This window comes from Moraxella nonliquefaciens (genome assembly GCF_001679005.1).
GTDB lineage: Bacteria > Pseudomonadota > Gammaproteobacteria > Pseudomonadales > Moraxellaceae > Moraxella > Moraxella nonliquefaciens.
Genome location: NZ_LXTW01000032.1, coordinates 143,421 through 159,094, shown reverse-complemented (window position 1 = coordinate 159,094; position 15,674 = coordinate 143,421). Strand labels below are relative to the sequence as shown.

At 42.3% G+C, this 15,674-nt stretch carries 17 protein-coding genes; 10 read left to right on the top strand and 7 right to left on the bottom strand.

Annotated features, from left to right (window positions below):
* Nucleotides 1-2: 2 nt before the first annotated feature.
* Together A7456_RS07820 and A7456_RS07815 are read right to left on the bottom strand one after the other, a co-directional pair.
* Entirely contained in the window at nucleotides 3-317 is a 315-nt protein-coding gene (locus tag A7456_RS07820; RefSeq protein WP_227713230.1) for an ATP-dependent Clp protease adaptor ClpS, read from the bottom strand.
* Nucleotides 318-348: 31 nt separating this feature from the next.
* Nucleotides 349-1,107, bottom strand: a complete 759-nt coding sequence (locus A7456_RS07815; RefSeq protein ID WP_067009314.1) for a hypothetical protein — start codon at nucleotides 1,105-1,107, stop codon at nucleotides 349-351.
* A 376-nt stretch (nucleotides 1,108-1,483) separates the two neighbouring features.
* On the opposite strand from A7456_RS07815, the gene A7456_RS07810 reads away from it, so the two are divergent.
* Entirely contained in the window at nucleotides 1,484-3,091 is a 1,608-nt protein-coding gene (locus tag A7456_RS07810; RefSeq protein ID WP_067009311.1) for a carbon starvation CstA family protein, read from the top strand.
* Between the two features lie 89 nt (nucleotides 3,092-3,180).
* On the opposite strand, the gene A7456_RS07805 is transcribed toward A7456_RS07810, so the two are convergent.
* Genes A7456_RS07805 through A7456_RS07790 form a run of 4 tightly spaced genes read right to left on the bottom strand, consistent with a single transcriptional unit; the run spans nucleotide 3,181 to nucleotide 7,715 of the window.
* Nucleotides 3,181-4,509 (bottom strand): ABC1 kinase family protein, encoded by a 1,329-nt coding sequence (locus A7456_RS07805; RefSeq protein WP_067009946.1) that lies wholly within the window; start codon nucleotides 4,507-4,509, stop codon nucleotides 3,181-3,183.
* A 26-nt stretch (nucleotides 4,510-4,535) separates the two neighbouring features.
* Nucleotides 4,536-5,309 (bottom strand): HesA/MoeB/ThiF family protein, encoded by a 774-nt coding sequence (locus A7456_RS07800; protein ID WP_406946786.1) that lies wholly within the window; start codon nucleotides 5,307-5,309, stop codon nucleotides 4,536-4,538.
* A gap of 31 nt (nucleotides 5,310-5,340) precedes the next feature.
* Nucleotides 5,341-6,174, bottom strand: coding sequence for a peptide chain release factor N(5)-glutamine methyltransferase (gene prmC, locus A7456_RS07795; protein ID WP_066890708.1), 834 nt, complete (start codon nucleotides 6,172-6,174; stop codon nucleotides 5,341-5,343).
* Nucleotides 6,175-6,194: 20 nt separating this feature from the next.
* Nucleotides 6,195-7,715, bottom strand: a complete 1,521-nt coding sequence (locus A7456_RS07790) for an AmpG family muropeptide MFS transporter (RefSeq protein WP_067009940.1) — start codon at nucleotides 7,713-7,715, stop codon at nucleotides 6,195-6,197.
* Nucleotides 7,716-8,050: 335 nt separating this feature from the next.
* Here A7456_RS07790 and A7456_RS07785 point away from each other — a divergent pair, with 335 nt between their 5' ends.
* Entirely contained in the window at nucleotides 8,051-8,455 is a 405-nt protein-coding gene (locus tag A7456_RS07785; protein ID WP_067009308.1) for a type II toxin-antitoxin system HicB family antitoxin, read from the top strand.
* A gap of 136 nt (nucleotides 8,456-8,591) precedes the next feature.
* Complete coding sequence (locus A7456_RS07780; protein WP_067009305.1) at nucleotides 8,592-9,536, top strand: LysR substrate-binding domain-containing protein; 945 nt, start codon at nucleotides 8,592-8,594, stop codon at nucleotides 9,534-9,536.
* Between the two features lie 88 nt (nucleotides 9,537-9,624).
* Here the strand turns inward: A7456_RS07780 and A7456_RS07775 are convergent, their stop codons facing one another.
* Nucleotides 9,625-9,930, bottom strand: coding sequence for an HU family DNA-binding protein (locus A7456_RS07775; protein WP_066887505.1), 306 nt, complete (start codon nucleotides 9,928-9,930; stop codon nucleotides 9,625-9,627).
* Between the two features lie 351 nt (nucleotides 9,931-10,281).
* Here A7456_RS07775 and A7456_RS07770 point away from each other — a divergent pair, with 351 nt between their 5' ends.
* The 7 genes from A7456_RS07770 (at nucleotide 10,282) to hscB (ending at nucleotide 15,435) form a co-directional block, all read left to right on the top strand.
* Nucleotides 10,282-10,989: a hypothetical protein gene (locus A7456_RS07770; RefSeq protein ID WP_227713229.1), complete on the top strand. Its 708-nt coding sequence runs from the start codon at nucleotides 10,282-10,284 to the stop codon at nucleotides 10,987-10,989.
* Between the two features lie 264 nt (nucleotides 10,990-11,253).
* Nucleotides 11,254-11,769, top strand: a complete 516-nt coding sequence (locus A7456_RS07765) for an Rrf2 family transcriptional regulator (protein WP_065255597.1) — start codon at nucleotides 11,254-11,256, stop codon at nucleotides 11,767-11,769.
* A complete protein-coding gene (locus A7456_RS07760) occupies nucleotides 11,766-12,989 on the top strand; it encodes an IscS subfamily cysteine desulfurase (RefSeq protein ID WP_067009302.1) in 1,224 nt (407 codons plus the stop codon). The genes A7456_RS07765 and A7456_RS07760 overlap by 4 nt, the downstream gene beginning before the upstream one ends.
* A 179-nt stretch (nucleotides 12,990-13,168) precedes the next feature.
* Nucleotides 13,169-14,104: a hypothetical protein gene (locus tag A7456_RS07755; RefSeq protein ID WP_067009299.1), complete on the top strand. Its 936-nt coding sequence runs from the start codon at nucleotides 13,169-13,171 to the stop codon at nucleotides 14,102-14,104.
* A gap of 45 nt (nucleotides 14,105-14,149) precedes the next feature.
* On the top strand, nucleotides 14,150-14,536 hold the full coding sequence (iscU, locus tag A7456_RS07750; RefSeq protein ID WP_066887493.1) for a Fe-S cluster assembly scaffold IscU: 387 nt from the start codon (nucleotides 14,150-14,152) through the stop codon (nucleotides 14,534-14,536).
* A gap of 32 nt (nucleotides 14,537-14,568) precedes the next feature.
* Nucleotides 14,569-14,889 (top strand): iron-sulfur cluster assembly protein IscA, encoded by a 321-nt coding sequence (iscA, locus tag A7456_RS07745; RefSeq protein WP_065255601.1) that lies wholly within the window; start codon nucleotides 14,569-14,571, stop codon nucleotides 14,887-14,889.
* A 3-nt stretch (nucleotides 14,890-14,892) separates the two neighbouring features.
* Nucleotides 14,893-15,435 (top strand): Fe-S protein assembly co-chaperone HscB, encoded by a 543-nt coding sequence (gene hscB, locus A7456_RS07740; RefSeq protein ID WP_067009296.1) that lies wholly within the window; start codon nucleotides 14,893-14,895, stop codon nucleotides 15,433-15,435.
* The last annotated feature ends 239 nt before the right edge of the window (nucleotides 15,436-15,674 follow it).

Genomic DNA, 15,674 nt, shown 5'->3' with positions numbered 1-15,674 from the left:
TTTTATGCCCTTTGCAAAGTCAGCAACAACGGAAACTCGGCTTGTTCGGCATATTCTTGCACAGCAGCGATTTTCATCTCACCAATTTCTTTGGGTAAGGTTGCCACAATTGCCCATCCCTTGTGATGAACTTCCATCATCAAAGCCATGGCTTTATCAGTGCCATGAGCAAAGACTCGGACGAGCACAAATACCACAAAATCCATGGTGGTAAAGTTGTCATTATACATAACTACATGAAACAGTGGGATTTGTGCCTGCTCTGGTTCGGTGAGCACATCATTTTGGCTGTCAATATCGGACTCATATTGATTCATCATCACACCTTTTACACCTTTATTTTTAGCTTTATTTGTCTGTACCAATGGGGCGTTCACTCATACCCTCGTCTTCTTTTTGTGCGATGAATTCACCCACTTGCCAGTTATAGAGTTGTTCAATACGCTGTGTGCCTGTATTAATCTCCAATTTGATTTGTTTGGGGGTAAAATCTTTGGGCATGACAAATCGCCCACGAATTCGCTCTACGTCTTTAATTTCATAGATGGCAGGTTTTAAGGGGATTTGTACCATGCTGGTGGCATTTAACAAGGTCATCTTTGGGGTCATACTTATTGGCATCCCTGTTGATGATACCATCGCCACATCAAAACGATACTCATGGACATTATCCCCCAACGCAACAATCTCGCCACCCAGCACTTCAAGGGGGACACCGCCATCTTTGGCAAGTTTGTTTCTAAACAGTTCATTGACCTGTGTCAGCTGTAAATTTTGTGTGGTCAGCTCTTCATTTTTTTCACGCAAATTCTCTGAGTTGGACAGACCAATATCACGCTCTTTGAGTGCCAAATCCAGTTGCTGTTTTAGCGTGGCTTCATTCACTGTCATGCCTTGAAATTGCGTATCTACGCCTTGGTGAACTTGCAAAGTCATCCCTTTTCTAAGCCCTTGCTTGTGCCCAATTTTATAGCCAAAAATTGCCATGACCATCGCCACCAATGCCAAAGCAATGATGAATAACGCCAAAATCTGCTGTGCCGAACCACGTTGATGATACATGCTCCGCCCAAATGAGCGATAAGGGGCATTTTTAAAAAAAGTCATGATGGACAAAACCACAAGTTAAAGCATATAAAATTAAAGACAGTGCTTGGTGTTGTTAATTGGGCGTGTTTTGGGTGGATACTTGATGATACCAAATTTAAACACACTGGCGTGCATTATTATAGCAAAAATCACACGAAAGTTATTCTAAAATTTTTAAAAATTTTACAATTTATAAAATAAAATATATTTATTAATAAAATAAATCATAAAAATCAATCAACTACCCAAAATGGTGCATTGACGTTTTTATCGGTTTGCGGTATTGTAAATGTAAATTTTGATTGGTTTTAAACACCAATTGTATTCATGCGCCATGTTCATTCATGTATCATGCGATCACTTTTTCTATTAAAGCAATCTTAGGAGATTGTTTATGTTGTGGTTTTTCTTTTGTATTGCTCTGTTGGTGGCGGGCTATTTTGTGTATGGCAAAATGATTGAAAAAATCTTTGTCATCAACCCCAACAAAAATACACCCGCCTACACCAAAACAGATGGTGTGGATTATATCCCCATGTCCAAAAAACGCATTTGGCTCATCCAGTTGTTAAACATCGCAGGGACAGGCCCAATTTTTGGCCCAATTTTGGGAGCATTATATGGCCCTGTGGCAATGCTGTGGATTGTGTTTGGTTGTATCTTTGCAGGAGCAGTACACGATTATATGTGTGGCATGCTCTCGGTGAGAAATGGCGGAGCGAGCATGCCGTATCTGACGGGCAAATATCTGGGGCAACCTGTCAAGCATTTTATCAACTTACTTGCCGTTGTCCTGCTTGTGCTGGTTGGCGTGGTTTTTGTCGCCAGTCCTGCCGCCCTACTAAGCTCAATTACCATGGATACCCTTGGCAGTACTGCCACAGGAGCGATCAGCATCGCCAATGCTGAAAATGTGGCAATAGCCACCGAAACGGTCAAGAACACGGTCTTTGGCATGGAAAAAAGCACCATCGTGATACTGTGGACGGTGTTGATTTTTGCTTATTATGTCATCGCCACATTACTGCCCATTGACAAAATCATTGGGCGGGTTTATCCATTTTTTGGTGGATTGTTGCTCTTTATGTCACTTGGCATGACCTATGGACTGCTTAAAAATGAATTTGGCAGTGGCGGCGGCTATTTCTTTAACAGCATGGGCGGTTTGACGGTTGAGAGTTTTTTTATGAACTTACAGCCCAAAGGTGATTTACCCATTTGGCCTTTGCTGTTTTTGACCATCACTTGTGGGGCACTGTCAGGTTTTCATGCAACACAAACACCACTCATGGCTCGCTGTGCTGAACATGAGTCCGAGGGTCGCTTTATCTTCTATGGGGCGATGATTACCGAGGGTGTGATTGCTCTGATTTGGTGCGTGGTTGGTATGTCATTCTATCCTGACCTACTCGCTTTGCAAGATGCCATTAAAGCAGGTTCGCCATCTCAGGTTGTCTATGACAGCTCCATCGCCTATTTGGGTGTGATTGGCGGTGTTTTTGCTGTTTTGGGCGTGGTCATCTTGCCCATCACCTCAGGTGATACGGCGTTTCGGGCAGCACGGCTTATCATCGCTGAATTTTTGAACATGGAACAACGCACGCTTATAAAACGCTTATGGATTGCCATTCCGCTGTTTGTCATCGGCTTTATCATCTCAAAAGTGGACTTTCAAATCCTATGGCGGTATTTTAGTTGGGCAAACCAGACCGTGGCGGTGGTCATGCTGTGGACAGCGGCAGGCTATCTGTACCGTTATCGTAAGCTTCATTGGGTCTGTACCATTCCTGCCATTTTTATGAGTGCGGCGTGTTATACATTTTTAGCATATAACAAAATCGGCTTTGGGCTTGATTATACGCTGTCGGTATGGATTGGCATTGGGCTAACAGTAATAACCACAATGGCATTTTTTGTGTTTGTCAAGCGTGAAAGCGTAGCGGGTGACCCTGATGCGGTGGTGGTAGAAGAAAAAATCACCTCCACAGCGATAAAAGTTTGACGAACTGCCCAAAATACACAAACCACGTCCTAGGGCGTGGTTTTTTATGGATGAATTTTTAAAGTAGAACATGCCTGCCTAGGGCATCATCACGGTTCATTTAGTACTTTTGGTGCTTTTTGTTCTTTGACCAATTTTAATCGCTCACCCTCAAAGAGTTCCATATCAGGGGCAAGTGCTACCATAAATCTGTCAAAATAAAGCAGCTGCTTGGTTAATAACGTAAAATCCCTAGGAAAATGCACGCCATAACGCTTGCCAATCTCCACAAGTTCTAGCATGAGCAGGTTCAGATTATCCGTATCTTGGGGCGAGCCATGCACTTTGTCCATCATCGTGTTTAGGTCATCTGCCAGTTGCTCTGTCTTGATTTTATCATCGCTGTGGGTCATGCCAATATCAACCATCGCTTGTGCCATACCATGATAATCGCCAGCTTGCAAAGATTGCACCAATGAAAAACATGCCTGCAAACTGCTCGGTTTAATTCTCCCCATCAGCCCAAAATCCAAAAATCCAATCCGACCATCATCAAGATACATGAGATTGCCTGCATGCAAATCAGCATGAAACTCACCTGTCATCATCAGCGACAAAAACCACGTATCTAGCACGTCTGCCATCACCTGTTTGGGTGAGGTGTGTCCGCTTTGACTAAGACTGGCAAGCAAGCCCTCATCAACAAGCGACTTACCAACCAACAAATCCATGACCAACACACGTTTGGTAGATAAATCATGATGGACTTTGGGGGCGGTAATATGATGACGACCCGTTTCATCTAAGAACTTACGAAACTTATCAATATGACAAGCCTCCGCCAAAAAATCGGTCTCAGCACTCATGCGAATACGAATCTCATCAATGATGGGGGCAAGATTGGCAATTTTCATCATCGGTAAGGCCCGCTCCATCATCCAAAATGCACCATGTAGCACCCCCAAATCGGTCTGCATGATCGCCCCAACATTGGGTTTTTGGATTTTTAAGACGACACTTCGCCCATCTGTTAGTGTTGCCTGATGTACCTGTGCAATGCTTGCTGACGCCAGTGGCACAGGGTCAATGAACTTAAAAATATCATCAAGTTCACGCCCATCATAAGCCAACTCATCTGCCAACACTTCACGCATTGTGGCAAATGGCACAGGTGGGGTTGCATCCAGACAGTCGGCAAAAGCACGTACATACTCACGAGGAAATAATGATGGTGTGCTGGCGATGAATTGTCCAAGTTTGATATAAGTGACGCCCATCTGCATAAAAGCATCTTTTAGCAGATAAGCATCCATCTGCTCACCCTTAGCAACACGCAAGGCAGACAGCCCTGCCACACTGGCACTTTTATGCAGGCGAGATAAGACATTGGCTCCTGTATTTAAGGATTTTTTGGCAAATTGTAATGGTGATTTTTTCATGATTTTGTCATCTAAAAATAGTATCATTAAGGGTAACACAGTGAACAGCGTTTATTTATGCTAAATCGCATTTTTTGTAAAGACATGGTTTTACCTTGCCATAATAACAACTCATGGGCGATGGGGTTATGCCTACGACCCAAATAGTCTAAGGCAATCTGTGCTGACATTGAACCGATGATATTCACGGTACTCGCCAGCACGCCTGATGTTGCACAGTTTTGGGTGATGGTACTGTCATTTTGTTCTTGTCCAAACACGCATTCATAACAACCTGTGTGCTTATCAAATAATGCAATCTGCCCCACCTCACCGATGGCAGCATTGGACAAAAGTGGCAACCCAAGCGTGCGACATGCTTGATTAATCAAATAACGACTGGCAAAATTATCTGTACAATCAATCACCAAATCAGCATGATTTGCTTTAAATATCGCTGTGATGTTATCTGAGTTTAACCGAATGTCTTCATGGGTTATATTGACAAGCTCATTATGCACTGCCAAAGCACGGCTTGCCACCATCGCTTTGGACAAACCAATGTCTGATGCTACAAACAAAGTCTGACGCTGTAAATTACTGTCGCTTACCACATCAAAATCAATCAAGTGTATGCTACCCACGCCCGCTCGTGCCAAAATCTGCGAGACAGGGCAACCCAAACCACCCACCCCCACAATCAGCACACGGCTATTTTTTAGGCATAGCTGTGCATCCATGTCCCAGTCGTTAAGTAGAATCTGACGAGCATAACGCACAAGTTCATCATCGCTTAGGTCATGGACAGGCATTTTTATCATGTCCTGCTTATTCATTTTATCATTACTGCCATCATTCATCATAAATCCCCATCGTCATTCTATCATTACCCCCATAGTCTTTGATGGTGCGTATGTTCTTAAATCCAGCCCCAAAAAAGAACTTCTGTACGCTCGCCCCTTGATTGTGACCATGCTCCACTAAAAGCACTCCGCCAAGATTTAGGTGGTCAAGAGCACCTGTAACAATCAAACCAATATCTGCCAAACCATCATCATCTGCCACCAGTGCCGTCATAGGTTCAGCGGTCAAATGTCTTAAATGTTCATCAGTGCGTGCAATATAAGGCGGATTGGAGATGATGACATCAAAGCTACCCAATACACCATCATACCAGTTGCTATGGACACAGGTGCAGTTATTTACCATCAGTTCTTTGGCATTTATTTGGGCGATTTTTAAGGCATTGACAGAATAATCACTTAGCACCACATTAGCATCAGGCAGTGCTTTTGCAAGGCTAATGCCAATACAGCCAGACCCTGTTCCCAAATCCAACAGGCGTGCATTTTCTATGCCCTTATCATGCACAACTGCCAACGCCGTCTCTACCAAAATCTCAGTATCTGCTCGTGGTATGAGTGTGTGCTCATCAACCACAAATTCGTGCCCAAAAAACCCCTGCCTGCCGATGACATACGCCAAAGGCATACCTGTGCATAGCTTTGCCATGCCATCACTTAGCCTGTCATACTCATCATGACTAAGCAGATAATCATCATGTGTGATTAAAAAGGCTTTATCTTTGTCTAGCACCCACAACAGCAAAGACTCAAACCAATGATATGGCAGATGTGCGTGTGCAAGCTGATAAAATTGCGTTTTTAGCGTACCGATGGTTTGCATGTTTATTTATCAAATTTGGGTTATTTATGAAGTATGGATTCATCCAAACAGATGTGTTTATTGACAAGGTGAATCAAGTACAAAATCGGTAACCCAATCACAAATGTCATGGCAAAAAATGTCGGATAATCCGTTGCATCCACTATCGCCCCTGAATAACCGCCCAATATTTTTGGTGATAAGGTCATAAGTGATGAAAACAGAGCGTATTGCACTGCGGTAAAACGAATGGATGTCAGTGCTGACAAAAAGGCAATAAATACAGCACTTGCCAAACCTGCCGCCAAATTATCCGTAATGACAGCAAAATACATGACAAAGACGCTTGGCATATGAGCAAGTACGATGAATAAAAGATTTGTCGCACAAGCAAAAATCGCCCCCACCGTCATCGCTCGCATCACTCCCATTTGCTGAGCGACCCAGCCTCCAATAAAACCACCGCCAATACTGGCAATCACACCCACCACTTTAACGGCATTGGCGATTTGGATTTTACTAAAACCCAAATCCTGATAAAATATATTGGATATGTTTCCTGCCACAATGTCCGAGATGCGATACAAGCCAATGAGTGCCAGTAGCAACATCGCCTTTTTGCCATAGCGAGTAAAGAAATCGGTTATCGGAGCAATCCATGTTGCTTGTGCCATCTCTTGGCTGACCATATTTGATGACACCAAAGCATATCCAGTCCCACCCATGGCGATTGCACTGCTGATAAACTGCACACAGCCAAGCAAAAAAGTAACAATCACACTTTTAGACTCTGGCAATATTCCACCCATCAGCCGATAAGTCATGACAAAGGCAAGAACCGAGATAACAAACACCACGCACAGTCTTATATGATCTTCGGTTTTGGCAGTCATAGACCTAACTTGCCTGATGGGTTCACAGATAAGCAAGGTAGTTGCCACACCGATAAGCATGACAGTTGCCATGATAAGATAAGTTTTCTGCCATGCCACATACTGATACATGCCCTCTTGGGAGCCAAACAATTCTGCCAAATACAACGCCCCTGCCCCAGAGACAATCATACCAATGCGATAGCCTGCCACATAACTGGCTGACAGTGCTGTTTGCATCTGGCTTGGGGCGGACTCAATACGATAAGCATCGATGACAATGTCCTGCGTCGCCGCCGAAAAGCCCAGTAGCACCGCCCCCAGTGCCATCACCGATGGGGCGACTTTGGCAGGATCGGTCATCGCCATCATGACAATGGCCGTAATGATGAACACCTGAGACAAGAGCAACCACGAACGACGTTGACCGAGCATTTTCCCAAGCATAGGAAGGGGCAAAGTATCTACCAATGGCGACCAAATAAATTTAAACGAGTAGCCCAACGCCGCCCAGCTAAACATCGTTACCGTACTACGGTCAATGCCTGCTTCTCTTAGCCATAAGCCCAGACTGGAAAAAATCAGCAAAATAGGCACGCCTGCGGAAAACCCCAAAAATAGCATGGATAAAGCATGGCGATTTAAATAAGCCGTTTTAAACGTTGCAAAAGCAGATTGTTGCGTCATCATTTTATATGAGTAAAAAATAATTTGCCATTTTAGACCATTTTTGGTTATTTTACAAAAGGTTATTATCATATTTTACAATTGGCTAAAAACGCCTTTATCTACACGCTTGACATATGACACGCTTGACCAAATACGCCATGCCAAAACATACCAACAAAAATGGTATTGATTCAAATCAAATAATATCATTAAGATGAGTTGGTAAGATACGTTTGATAAACAAATCATCCATCCAACCTTTTAAAATTACCGCCAGTCTTAACCTGTTCTTAACTTATTGCCAATTGATTACATTTATGACAAAATAAAAATCCTTTTTAGTACATTAATCCATCATGAAACTTTTTAGCATTGCCATCAAACAAGAAAACGATACTTTTTATGCCCAAGCACCCGATTTGCCAAATGTTCATGTAACTGGCAACAGCATTGCCGACACCATTGACAAGATACGTGCTGCCCTAATTGGACACTTACAACAACTGGCAGATGACGGTAAAGCATTACCCCAACCCAAAAACATCAGCATTCATCTGACCAACCCCAAATTTGCAGGGCAGACATGGGCAATGATTAGTCTAAATTCCATGCTCTTTAACAGCGAACAAAAATCCTTTAACTTACACCTACCTAGGACTCTGCTCACCCAAATCCAAACACAAATCGGCTATGATGAACATGCCATCGAGGCTTTTATATTAAAAGCGATAAAACACGAACTTGACAAGTTGAACACCTAAAAATGACACAACCCAAACTCAAAGTAAATGCCGATATTCCCAATTGGCATTTACTTTTTCTTTTTAGGTATTTTCTTTTTTTGTGAGGACTTTTATAATGACAGCATTTTATCAACCAAACTAAGGGGGAGACATCATGGCGATAAATGTGGTCATCAACCAAAAACATTTACAAATTCAGCTCAAACAGTTAGAGACCGTTTGGCACACAGTCGTCAATGGCTACAACCTATCCCAAGCTGCCCAACTGCTCCACACCAGCCAATCTAGCTTGTCCAAACAAATCGCCTCCCTAGAAAATCAGCTCAAAACAGAGGTTTTTACTCGTCAGGGCAAACGCCTAACAGGACTTACCCCCATTGGCAAGTCGCTACTGCCTCATATTGAAGCGATTTTTGCAGAGATACGCACCATTGAAAATCTAAGTCTTGATTTTAATAACGCCCAAGAAGGCACATTAACCGTTGCCACAACACACACCCAAGCCCGTTATGTCTTACCTGCCGTTGTCAAGGATTTTTTGCAAAAATTCCCCAAAGTCAATTTGGTACTACAACAAGCTGACCCTGAGACCATCGCCCAAATGGTCATTCGTGGTCAGGCAGATATTGGCATTGCCACAGAAAGCCTGCTTAATAATGCTGTTTTACGTTGTCATCGCTATTATGACTGGTCGCATGTGGTCATCATCCCCAAAAACCATGAACTATCAAGGTTAGCAGGTGTGATGGATGGCGTGGATTTGCCAGAATTGGCAAGTTTTCCCATCATTACCTATCATGGTGGTTTTACAGGGCGTGGTACTATTGATAAGACATTTGAGCAAGCAGGATTACAACCTAAGATTGTGCTTGCTGCTTTGGATTCGGACGTGATTAGTACCTATGTATCAGCAGGTCTTGGCGTGGGTATCATTGCCCAAATGGCGTACGAACCTACCAACTATCCCAACCTTGTTGCCATCCCCATCAGCCACTTTGGGCGATTTACCAGCTGGATTGCGGTACGTGATGACAGCGACATTCGTAAGTTTGGCGATGAATTCATCAAACTGTGCCAAAGTCAATTTGACAGACTTTAAACCATCAATTTAAATCATGAATTTACCCAATAAAAACGCACCCTAATATGAGTGCGTTTTTTAATTTTAAAAAATTTTGATTTTAAAATTATTTTTTGCCTTTTTTAGCAGTTTTTTCGGTAGCATTGACCGCATCTTTTAAGCCTTTGCCTGCTTTAAAGCCAGGTACTTTGCTGGCAGCGATTTGTAGTGGTTCGCCAGTCTTTGGATTGCGACCTGTACGAGCAGCACGCTCTTTGACACTAAATGTACCAAAACCAACCAATACCACATCATCGCCACGCTCTAAGGCACCTTGAACGCTAGAAATAAAAGCGTTAACGGATTTGGCGGCTTGGTCTTTGGTAAGACCTGCTTCGCTGGCGATGGCATCTACCAGTTCTGATTTATTCATGATTTGTCCTCATGGTGTTAATGATAAAAATGTGAAATGAATTTACATTTGAATTTGCCCAATCATTTGTCATACTCACAAAGCTGGCAAAAGGCAAATTCTAAACCCACAGCACACGCTTGGGCTTGTTTTGAGTGCATTGTATAAGGGTATTGCCCATTTTACAAGGGGTATGACAAAATATTTTTATATTTTTTACAAAAATACCCCATCAAAGCCGTCATATTTACGATAAACACCTATTTTTATCTTTTTTTTGCCAAAAAATCACGCATTGGTTACATTAAGATGGTTTACTTTTTTTGGATATCATCTTATCATTAGCATTATTTTGTGAATTGATAACATCGTATGACCAACCAACCAACCCACAACACCAAATCTCATGACGCCAAACTTAACGACCCACAACCCACCTATCATACCAGTGATGATGATGGTTTATCTCGTGGACTTTTAAATATCCTATTGGTGTTTTTAGAGTCAGCCATCACCTTAGCCCTTCGCTTTGACCCCACACTACGCAAACTTGCCTATCCACTTGCCGAACGTGGCACTGTGGTATGTATTCGTACTTATATTCCTCATGTGCAGTTTTATGCCACATTTGGCTATCGTGGCGTACTATTAGATGACCGCCTACCCATTGGCAAAACCACGCCTGATATGACGGTTAATGCGTATAGTTTTCAGCTCATCAGTGCCATAACCACCCACAGCAGTAGCAGTATTGAATCTCTACAAATTCGTGGCAACCATCAAGATGTGCATGATTTTAAGGAATTTTTGATGCGTTTGGGCGTGGCTGGCGTCATCCAAAACTTACTTGGTAAAATCAAAGGAAAACCTGCCCCAGACCCTGAACAAAAGGCAAAAAAACAAGAAGACCATAAAGCCAAAATCGCCGAACAGTCTGCTCGTATTGATGAATTAACCCTACAAAACCACAAGCTAACCACCGCTTTGGCTGAACTACAAGGTAAACAAAAAAGCACTTTCATCGCCCTTGTTGTGGTTGGTATCATTGCACTGATTGCCATCATCATGAACTTTTTTTGAGCAATTGCCACTGACCTAAAAGGGCGAACTTCTCGCCTTTTTATCATTTATTTTTGGGTGTTTCTTAATTACTCACTTCATCCCAATCAGACATATAGAATATGATGGCAAACTTATCATGAATTTTATCAATGACAACAATAAATTACTTTGATAAAAAATAATCTTGACTAAATTACTAGGAATTATTATAATAGCCAAATATTATCTACCCACGCCCAGCTTAGTTATCAAAGTTAGGCTAGGCAATTTGGAAACCATATTATGCGATTGACAACTCGTGGACGCTATGCCGTAACTGCTCTGCTTGATTTAGCAGTACAAGAGAGTCGCCATCAAGGAGCGGTGTCTTTGTCTGATATTGCAAAGCGTCAATCCATCTCCATCTCTTATCTTGAACAACTTTTCTCAAAACTACGCAAAAAAGGTTTGGTAAGCAGTACTCGTGGGGCATCTGGCGGTTATCATCTTGCCAGACCCTTAGATGAGATTGATGTCATGAGTATCATTAGTGCCGTTGATGAGTCCATTAACGCCATGCAGTGTGGTGGTAAAGGTGATTGCCGAGATGGCGAGATGTGCCTTACACACGACTTATGGCACGATTTATCCAATCATATTGAAGCGTATTTAAGCAATGTTAGCCTAGCCCAGCTCCTAGAATCCAAGCACACAGGAGACATTGCTGACCGCCAACAAAAAATCGCCGACGAAAAAGGCGACGAATCCAATTCAATTCACACAATCCATACAATTAACTTAGGGGTCAATCCAGCATGAGCCAATCATCACTTATTTATTTAGATTATGCCGCCACCACACCAGTCGCCCAAGAGGTTGCTGACAAAATGGTCAAATACATGACTTTTGATGGGGTATTTGGTAATCCTGCCAGTCGTAGCCATGGTTTTGGTTGGCAAGCCGAGGAAGCGGTGGAAAATGCCCGCATGCAGATTGCTGAGACAGTCGGTGCTGACCCTCGTGAGATTGTCTTTACCAGTGGTGCAACCGAGTCGGACAACCTTGCCCTAAAAGGTGTGGCTCATTTTTATCATCAAAAAGGCAAACACATCATCACATCTAAAATTGAGCATAAAGCCATCCTAGATACTTGCCGTCAATTAGAAGAAGAGGGCTTTGAGGTTACTTATCTTATCCCCCAAGAAGCCACAGGCATCATTACACCCAAGCAGGTAGAAGAGGTCATTCGCCCCGATACAATTTTAGTCAGTCTCATGGCGGTAAATAATGAACTGGGCACGGTAACAGATATTGCCAGCATTGGTGAGATTACCCGTGCCAAGGGCGTGCTATTTCATGTAGACGCTGCCCAAGCCGTTGGCAAAATTAAGATTAACCTAGAAGAGCTAAAAGTGGATTTGATGAGTTTTTCAGGACACAAAATCTACGGTCCAAAAGGCATCGGTGCGTTGTATGTTCGCCGTAAGCCTCGTGTGCGTATCAAAGCCGAACAGCATGGCGGTGGGCATGAACGTGGTATGCGTTCTGGTACGCTTGCTACGCACCAAATTGTCGGCATGGGTGAAGCGTTTGCCTTATCAACCATCCGTTTTGATGAAGACCACGCCCACATCACTCGCCTACGTGATAAACTGTGGAATGGTTTGCAGGGCATTGAAGAGATTTATCTTAACGGCAGTTTTGAACAAGGCGTCCCAAACATCCTAAACGTCAGCTTTAACTTCATAGAAGGCGAAAGTCTGATGATGAGCCTAAAAGATTTGGCGGTATCATCTGGTTCAGCGTGTACCTCAGCTACCTTAGAGCCATCTTATGTCCTGCGTGCCATTGGGCGTCCCGATGAACTGGCTCATTCATCCATCCGTTTTAGTATTGGTCGCCATACCACCGATGAGGACATTGACCATGTTCTTGCCCAAATCACCGATGCGGTAAATAAACTGCGTGAGCTGTCGCCTCTTTGGGACATGTTTAAAGAAGGCGTGGATTTTAGCAAGGTTGAATGGCAGGAGCATTAATAGGGAGATGATATGAAACGTTTGGTATTAACCGCATTGTTGGCAGGTATTTTGGCAGGGTGTGCCACGCATGCCCCACCCAAGCCCCCACTTTGACCTATATGGGGTCAATAGCCCCATTGGATAAAGTGTAATTTTAATCAATGCGGTTTTGATAAACGACACAGTTACGAGAATAAATGATGATACATAAAACGATTGTCGTCTTAATTATGAGTTTATTTGCCAATATTGCATTGGCAGCTGAACTGCCTATCGGCATAACACAAGCACAGTTACCGATTTATGCACCCAATAATCCAGATTTATCATTATGGATTGTTGACGAAAGCGGCATGGAAGTTAGTAGTAGTAATTTTTTGTATTCTGACGGTGCTTATTGTTATTCGCTTGGTGCAGTGGGTGTTGGTATTTTGTTAAATGGTCAATGGCAATTTAACAAAGACAAAACTGGTATAAATATTACACTCTATACCAATGATAAGCCATTTTATATTATCAATGACGAATCTTTTGATGAATATCAGCAAGACCTAAATAATCGCCAAAGACGGTTGAAATTACCTGAAATATTCTTTTATAAAAAACAGGTTTATTTGGGTTTTTCAAATCAAGAAATACCTACCCAAATGGCATTATTTGATTATAATAAACACCATGATGAAATCATCATTCCCAACAATAGCAAATATTTATTTGTTGCCGAAAACCTAGACAGCAAAAAGACCATTGCCCGTTTTGATTTAAATGCTTTTAAGCATCCCAATATTACTTTGCTATATAATGACGGGCTTATGGGTGTTTCACGGCAAGAAATCAATGAATACTTTTTGGATAATCAGCTTACCTTTATTATTAAAAATGGTAAAGTAGGTTTAAAAGACAGTTATTCTGATGATGTTGATTTTTTTCAAGATTCTTATCATGTTGACTTAAACACAGTTAAAAATGATGATATAAATTTTAAAAGATTGCACCGTTATTGCTTAGGTCAGTCTGATGAATTTTACTTTGATGTGTTTGGAAACGAGCAAAGCAATTTAACAAAACCTACTTATATCAATTGGCATGGCAAAATCAACCCAACAGCTGATTGGTTAAAAATGCAAGATTAACCATTTTAAAAGCCAAGCAAATCATTGCTAGCAACGGAGACCATTATGGCATACTCAGACAAGGTCATTGACCATTACGAAAACCCCCGCAACGTGGGCAACCTAGACAAAAACGCCAAAAACGTTGGCACTGGCATGGTCGGAGCCCCCGCCTGTGGCGATGTCATGCGTTTACAAATTCAGGTAAGCGATGACGGCATTATTGAAGATGCCAAATTCAAAACCTATGGCTGTGGCTCAGCGATTGCATCAAGCTCACTTGTTACCGAATGGCTAAAAGGCAAAACCATTGATGAAGCTCGCACCATTAAAAACCTAGACATCGCCCAAGAGCTTGCCCTACCCCCTGTCAAGGTGCATTGCTCTGTACTTGCCGAAGATGCCATTAAGGCGGCGATTGAAGATTATCAATCAAAATCAGTCATTGCCTAATTTTTAGTAAATTTATCACATAGGAAAGACTTATGATTACTCTAACAAACAAAGCGGTAACACATGTCAAAGACTTTTTGGCAAATCGGGGCAGCGGCGTTGGCATTCGTGTGGGTGTACGAACGGCAGGGTGTTCAGGTCTTGCCTATGTGCTTGAATTTGTAGACGAGCCAAACGATACCGATGAGCGTTTTGATAATGATGGCGTGGGTGTGTTTGTAGACCCAAAAAGCCTTGTTTATTTGGACGGTCTGCAAATGGACTACGTAACCGAAGGGCTAAATTCTGGCTTTAAATTCACCAACCCCAACCAAACAGGCGAATGTGGTTGTGGCGAATCCTTTACGGTGTAACTCATGACTTTAATAACCAATAATTTTTTTGAATTGTTTGACTTGCCTGTGGCGTTTGGCATTGACAAATCCGCCCTAAAAGCGACCTTTTTGAACCTGCAAAAACAGCACCACCCCGACAATGCTGACAATATCGCCCAAGCCGAGCAAAACACCGCCTTGATTAACCACGCTTTTGACACCCTAAACCGTGATGACAGCCGTGCAATCTATTTGCTTGAATTATCAGGCGTGGCATTTGATTCAGACAAAACCATCGCTGATGAGCCGTTTTTGATGCAGATGATGAGCCATCGCATGGATTTGGAGGATGCCATAATGGATGGCGATAAGAGTGCAATCAGTCAAATTACAAATGGCGTCCATGCGTTAATGACTCAAACAGCAGATGAATTTAGCAGAGCATACCAAACAAAAGATTGGCAAAATGCTCAAATCATCGCCCAAAAATTGCGTTTTTTGGGTAAATTGCATGATGACATGACAACCGCCTTATCCAAATCATCAAGCCCAAATGATGGGCAAGATGACGATTTGTATGTATGATTGTTTATACCCATCATGAACAGTCATGAGCCATTATGAAAAATTATCATTCATCCTTATGGTTTATATGATTTATATGGTTTACAAGGATGAATACAATTTGCCCACAATGACATAACGACCGTCTGTGGATGCTGTGTTCGTCCCTACCATCAAAGCACATTTTAAAAATTTAAATAAATCACAAAATGCCAAAAATTTTAACAGCCATTTATCCCAAATTGACAAAATCATGTTAA

Coding starts and splice junctions, on each gene's coding strand:
- A7456_RS07755 (WP_067009299.1), top strand. CDS start 13,169: ATGATGATACATAAAACGATTGTCGTCTTAATTATGAGTTTATTTGCC.
- prmC (WP_066890708.1), bottom strand. CDS start 6,174: ATGCAAACCATCGGTACGCTAAAAACGCAATTTTATCAGCTTGCACAC.
- A7456_RS07785 (WP_067009308.1), top strand. CDS start 8,051: ATGAAACTTTTTAGCATTGCCATCAAACAAGAAAACGATACTTTTTAT.
- A7456_RS07790 (WP_067009940.1), bottom strand. CDS start 7,715: ATGATGACGCAACAATCTGCTTTTGCAACGTTTAAAACGGCTTATTTA.
- A7456_RS07800 (WP_406946786.1), bottom strand. CDS start 5,309: ATGATAAAAATGCCTGTCCATGACCTAAGCGATGATGAACTTGTGCGT.
- iscU (WP_066887493.1), top strand. CDS start 14,150: ATGGCATACTCAGACAAGGTCATTGACCATTACGAAAACCCCCGCAAC.
- A7456_RS07760 (WP_067009302.1), top strand. CDS start 11,766: ATGAGCCAATCATCACTTATTTATTTAGATTATGCCGCCACCACACCA.
- hscB (WP_067009296.1), top strand. CDS start 14,893: ATGACTTTAATAACCAATAATTTTTTTGAATTGTTTGACTTGCCTGTG.
- A7456_RS07770 (WP_227713229.1), top strand. CDS start 10,282: ATGACCAACCAACCAACCCACAACACCAAATCTCATGACGCCAAACTT.
- A7456_RS07820 (WP_227713230.1), bottom strand. CDS start 317: ATGAATCAATATGAGTCCGATATTGACAGCCAAAATGATGTGCTCACC.
- A7456_RS07815 (WP_067009314.1), bottom strand. CDS start 1,107: ATGACTTTTTTTAAAAATGCCCCTTATCGCTCATTTGGGCGGAGCATG.
- A7456_RS07810 (WP_067009311.1), top strand. CDS start 1,484: ATGTTGTGGTTTTTCTTTTGTATTGCTCTGTTGGTGGCGGGCTATTTT.
- A7456_RS07765 (WP_065255597.1), top strand. CDS start 11,254: ATGCGATTGACAACTCGTGGACGCTATGCCGTAACTGCTCTGCTTGAT.
- A7456_RS07775 (WP_066887505.1), bottom strand. CDS start 9,930: ATGAATAAATCAGAACTGGTAGATGCCATCGCCAGCGAAGCAGGTCTT.
- A7456_RS07805 (WP_067009946.1), bottom strand. CDS start 4,509: ATGAAAAAATCACCATTACAATTTGCCAAAAAATCCTTAAATACAGGA.
- A7456_RS07780 (WP_067009305.1), top strand. CDS start 8,592: ATGGCGATAAATGTGGTCATCAACCAAAAACATTTACAAATTCAGCTC.
- iscA (WP_065255601.1), top strand. CDS start 14,569: ATGATTACTCTAACAAACAAAGCGGTAACACATGTCAAAGACTTTTTG.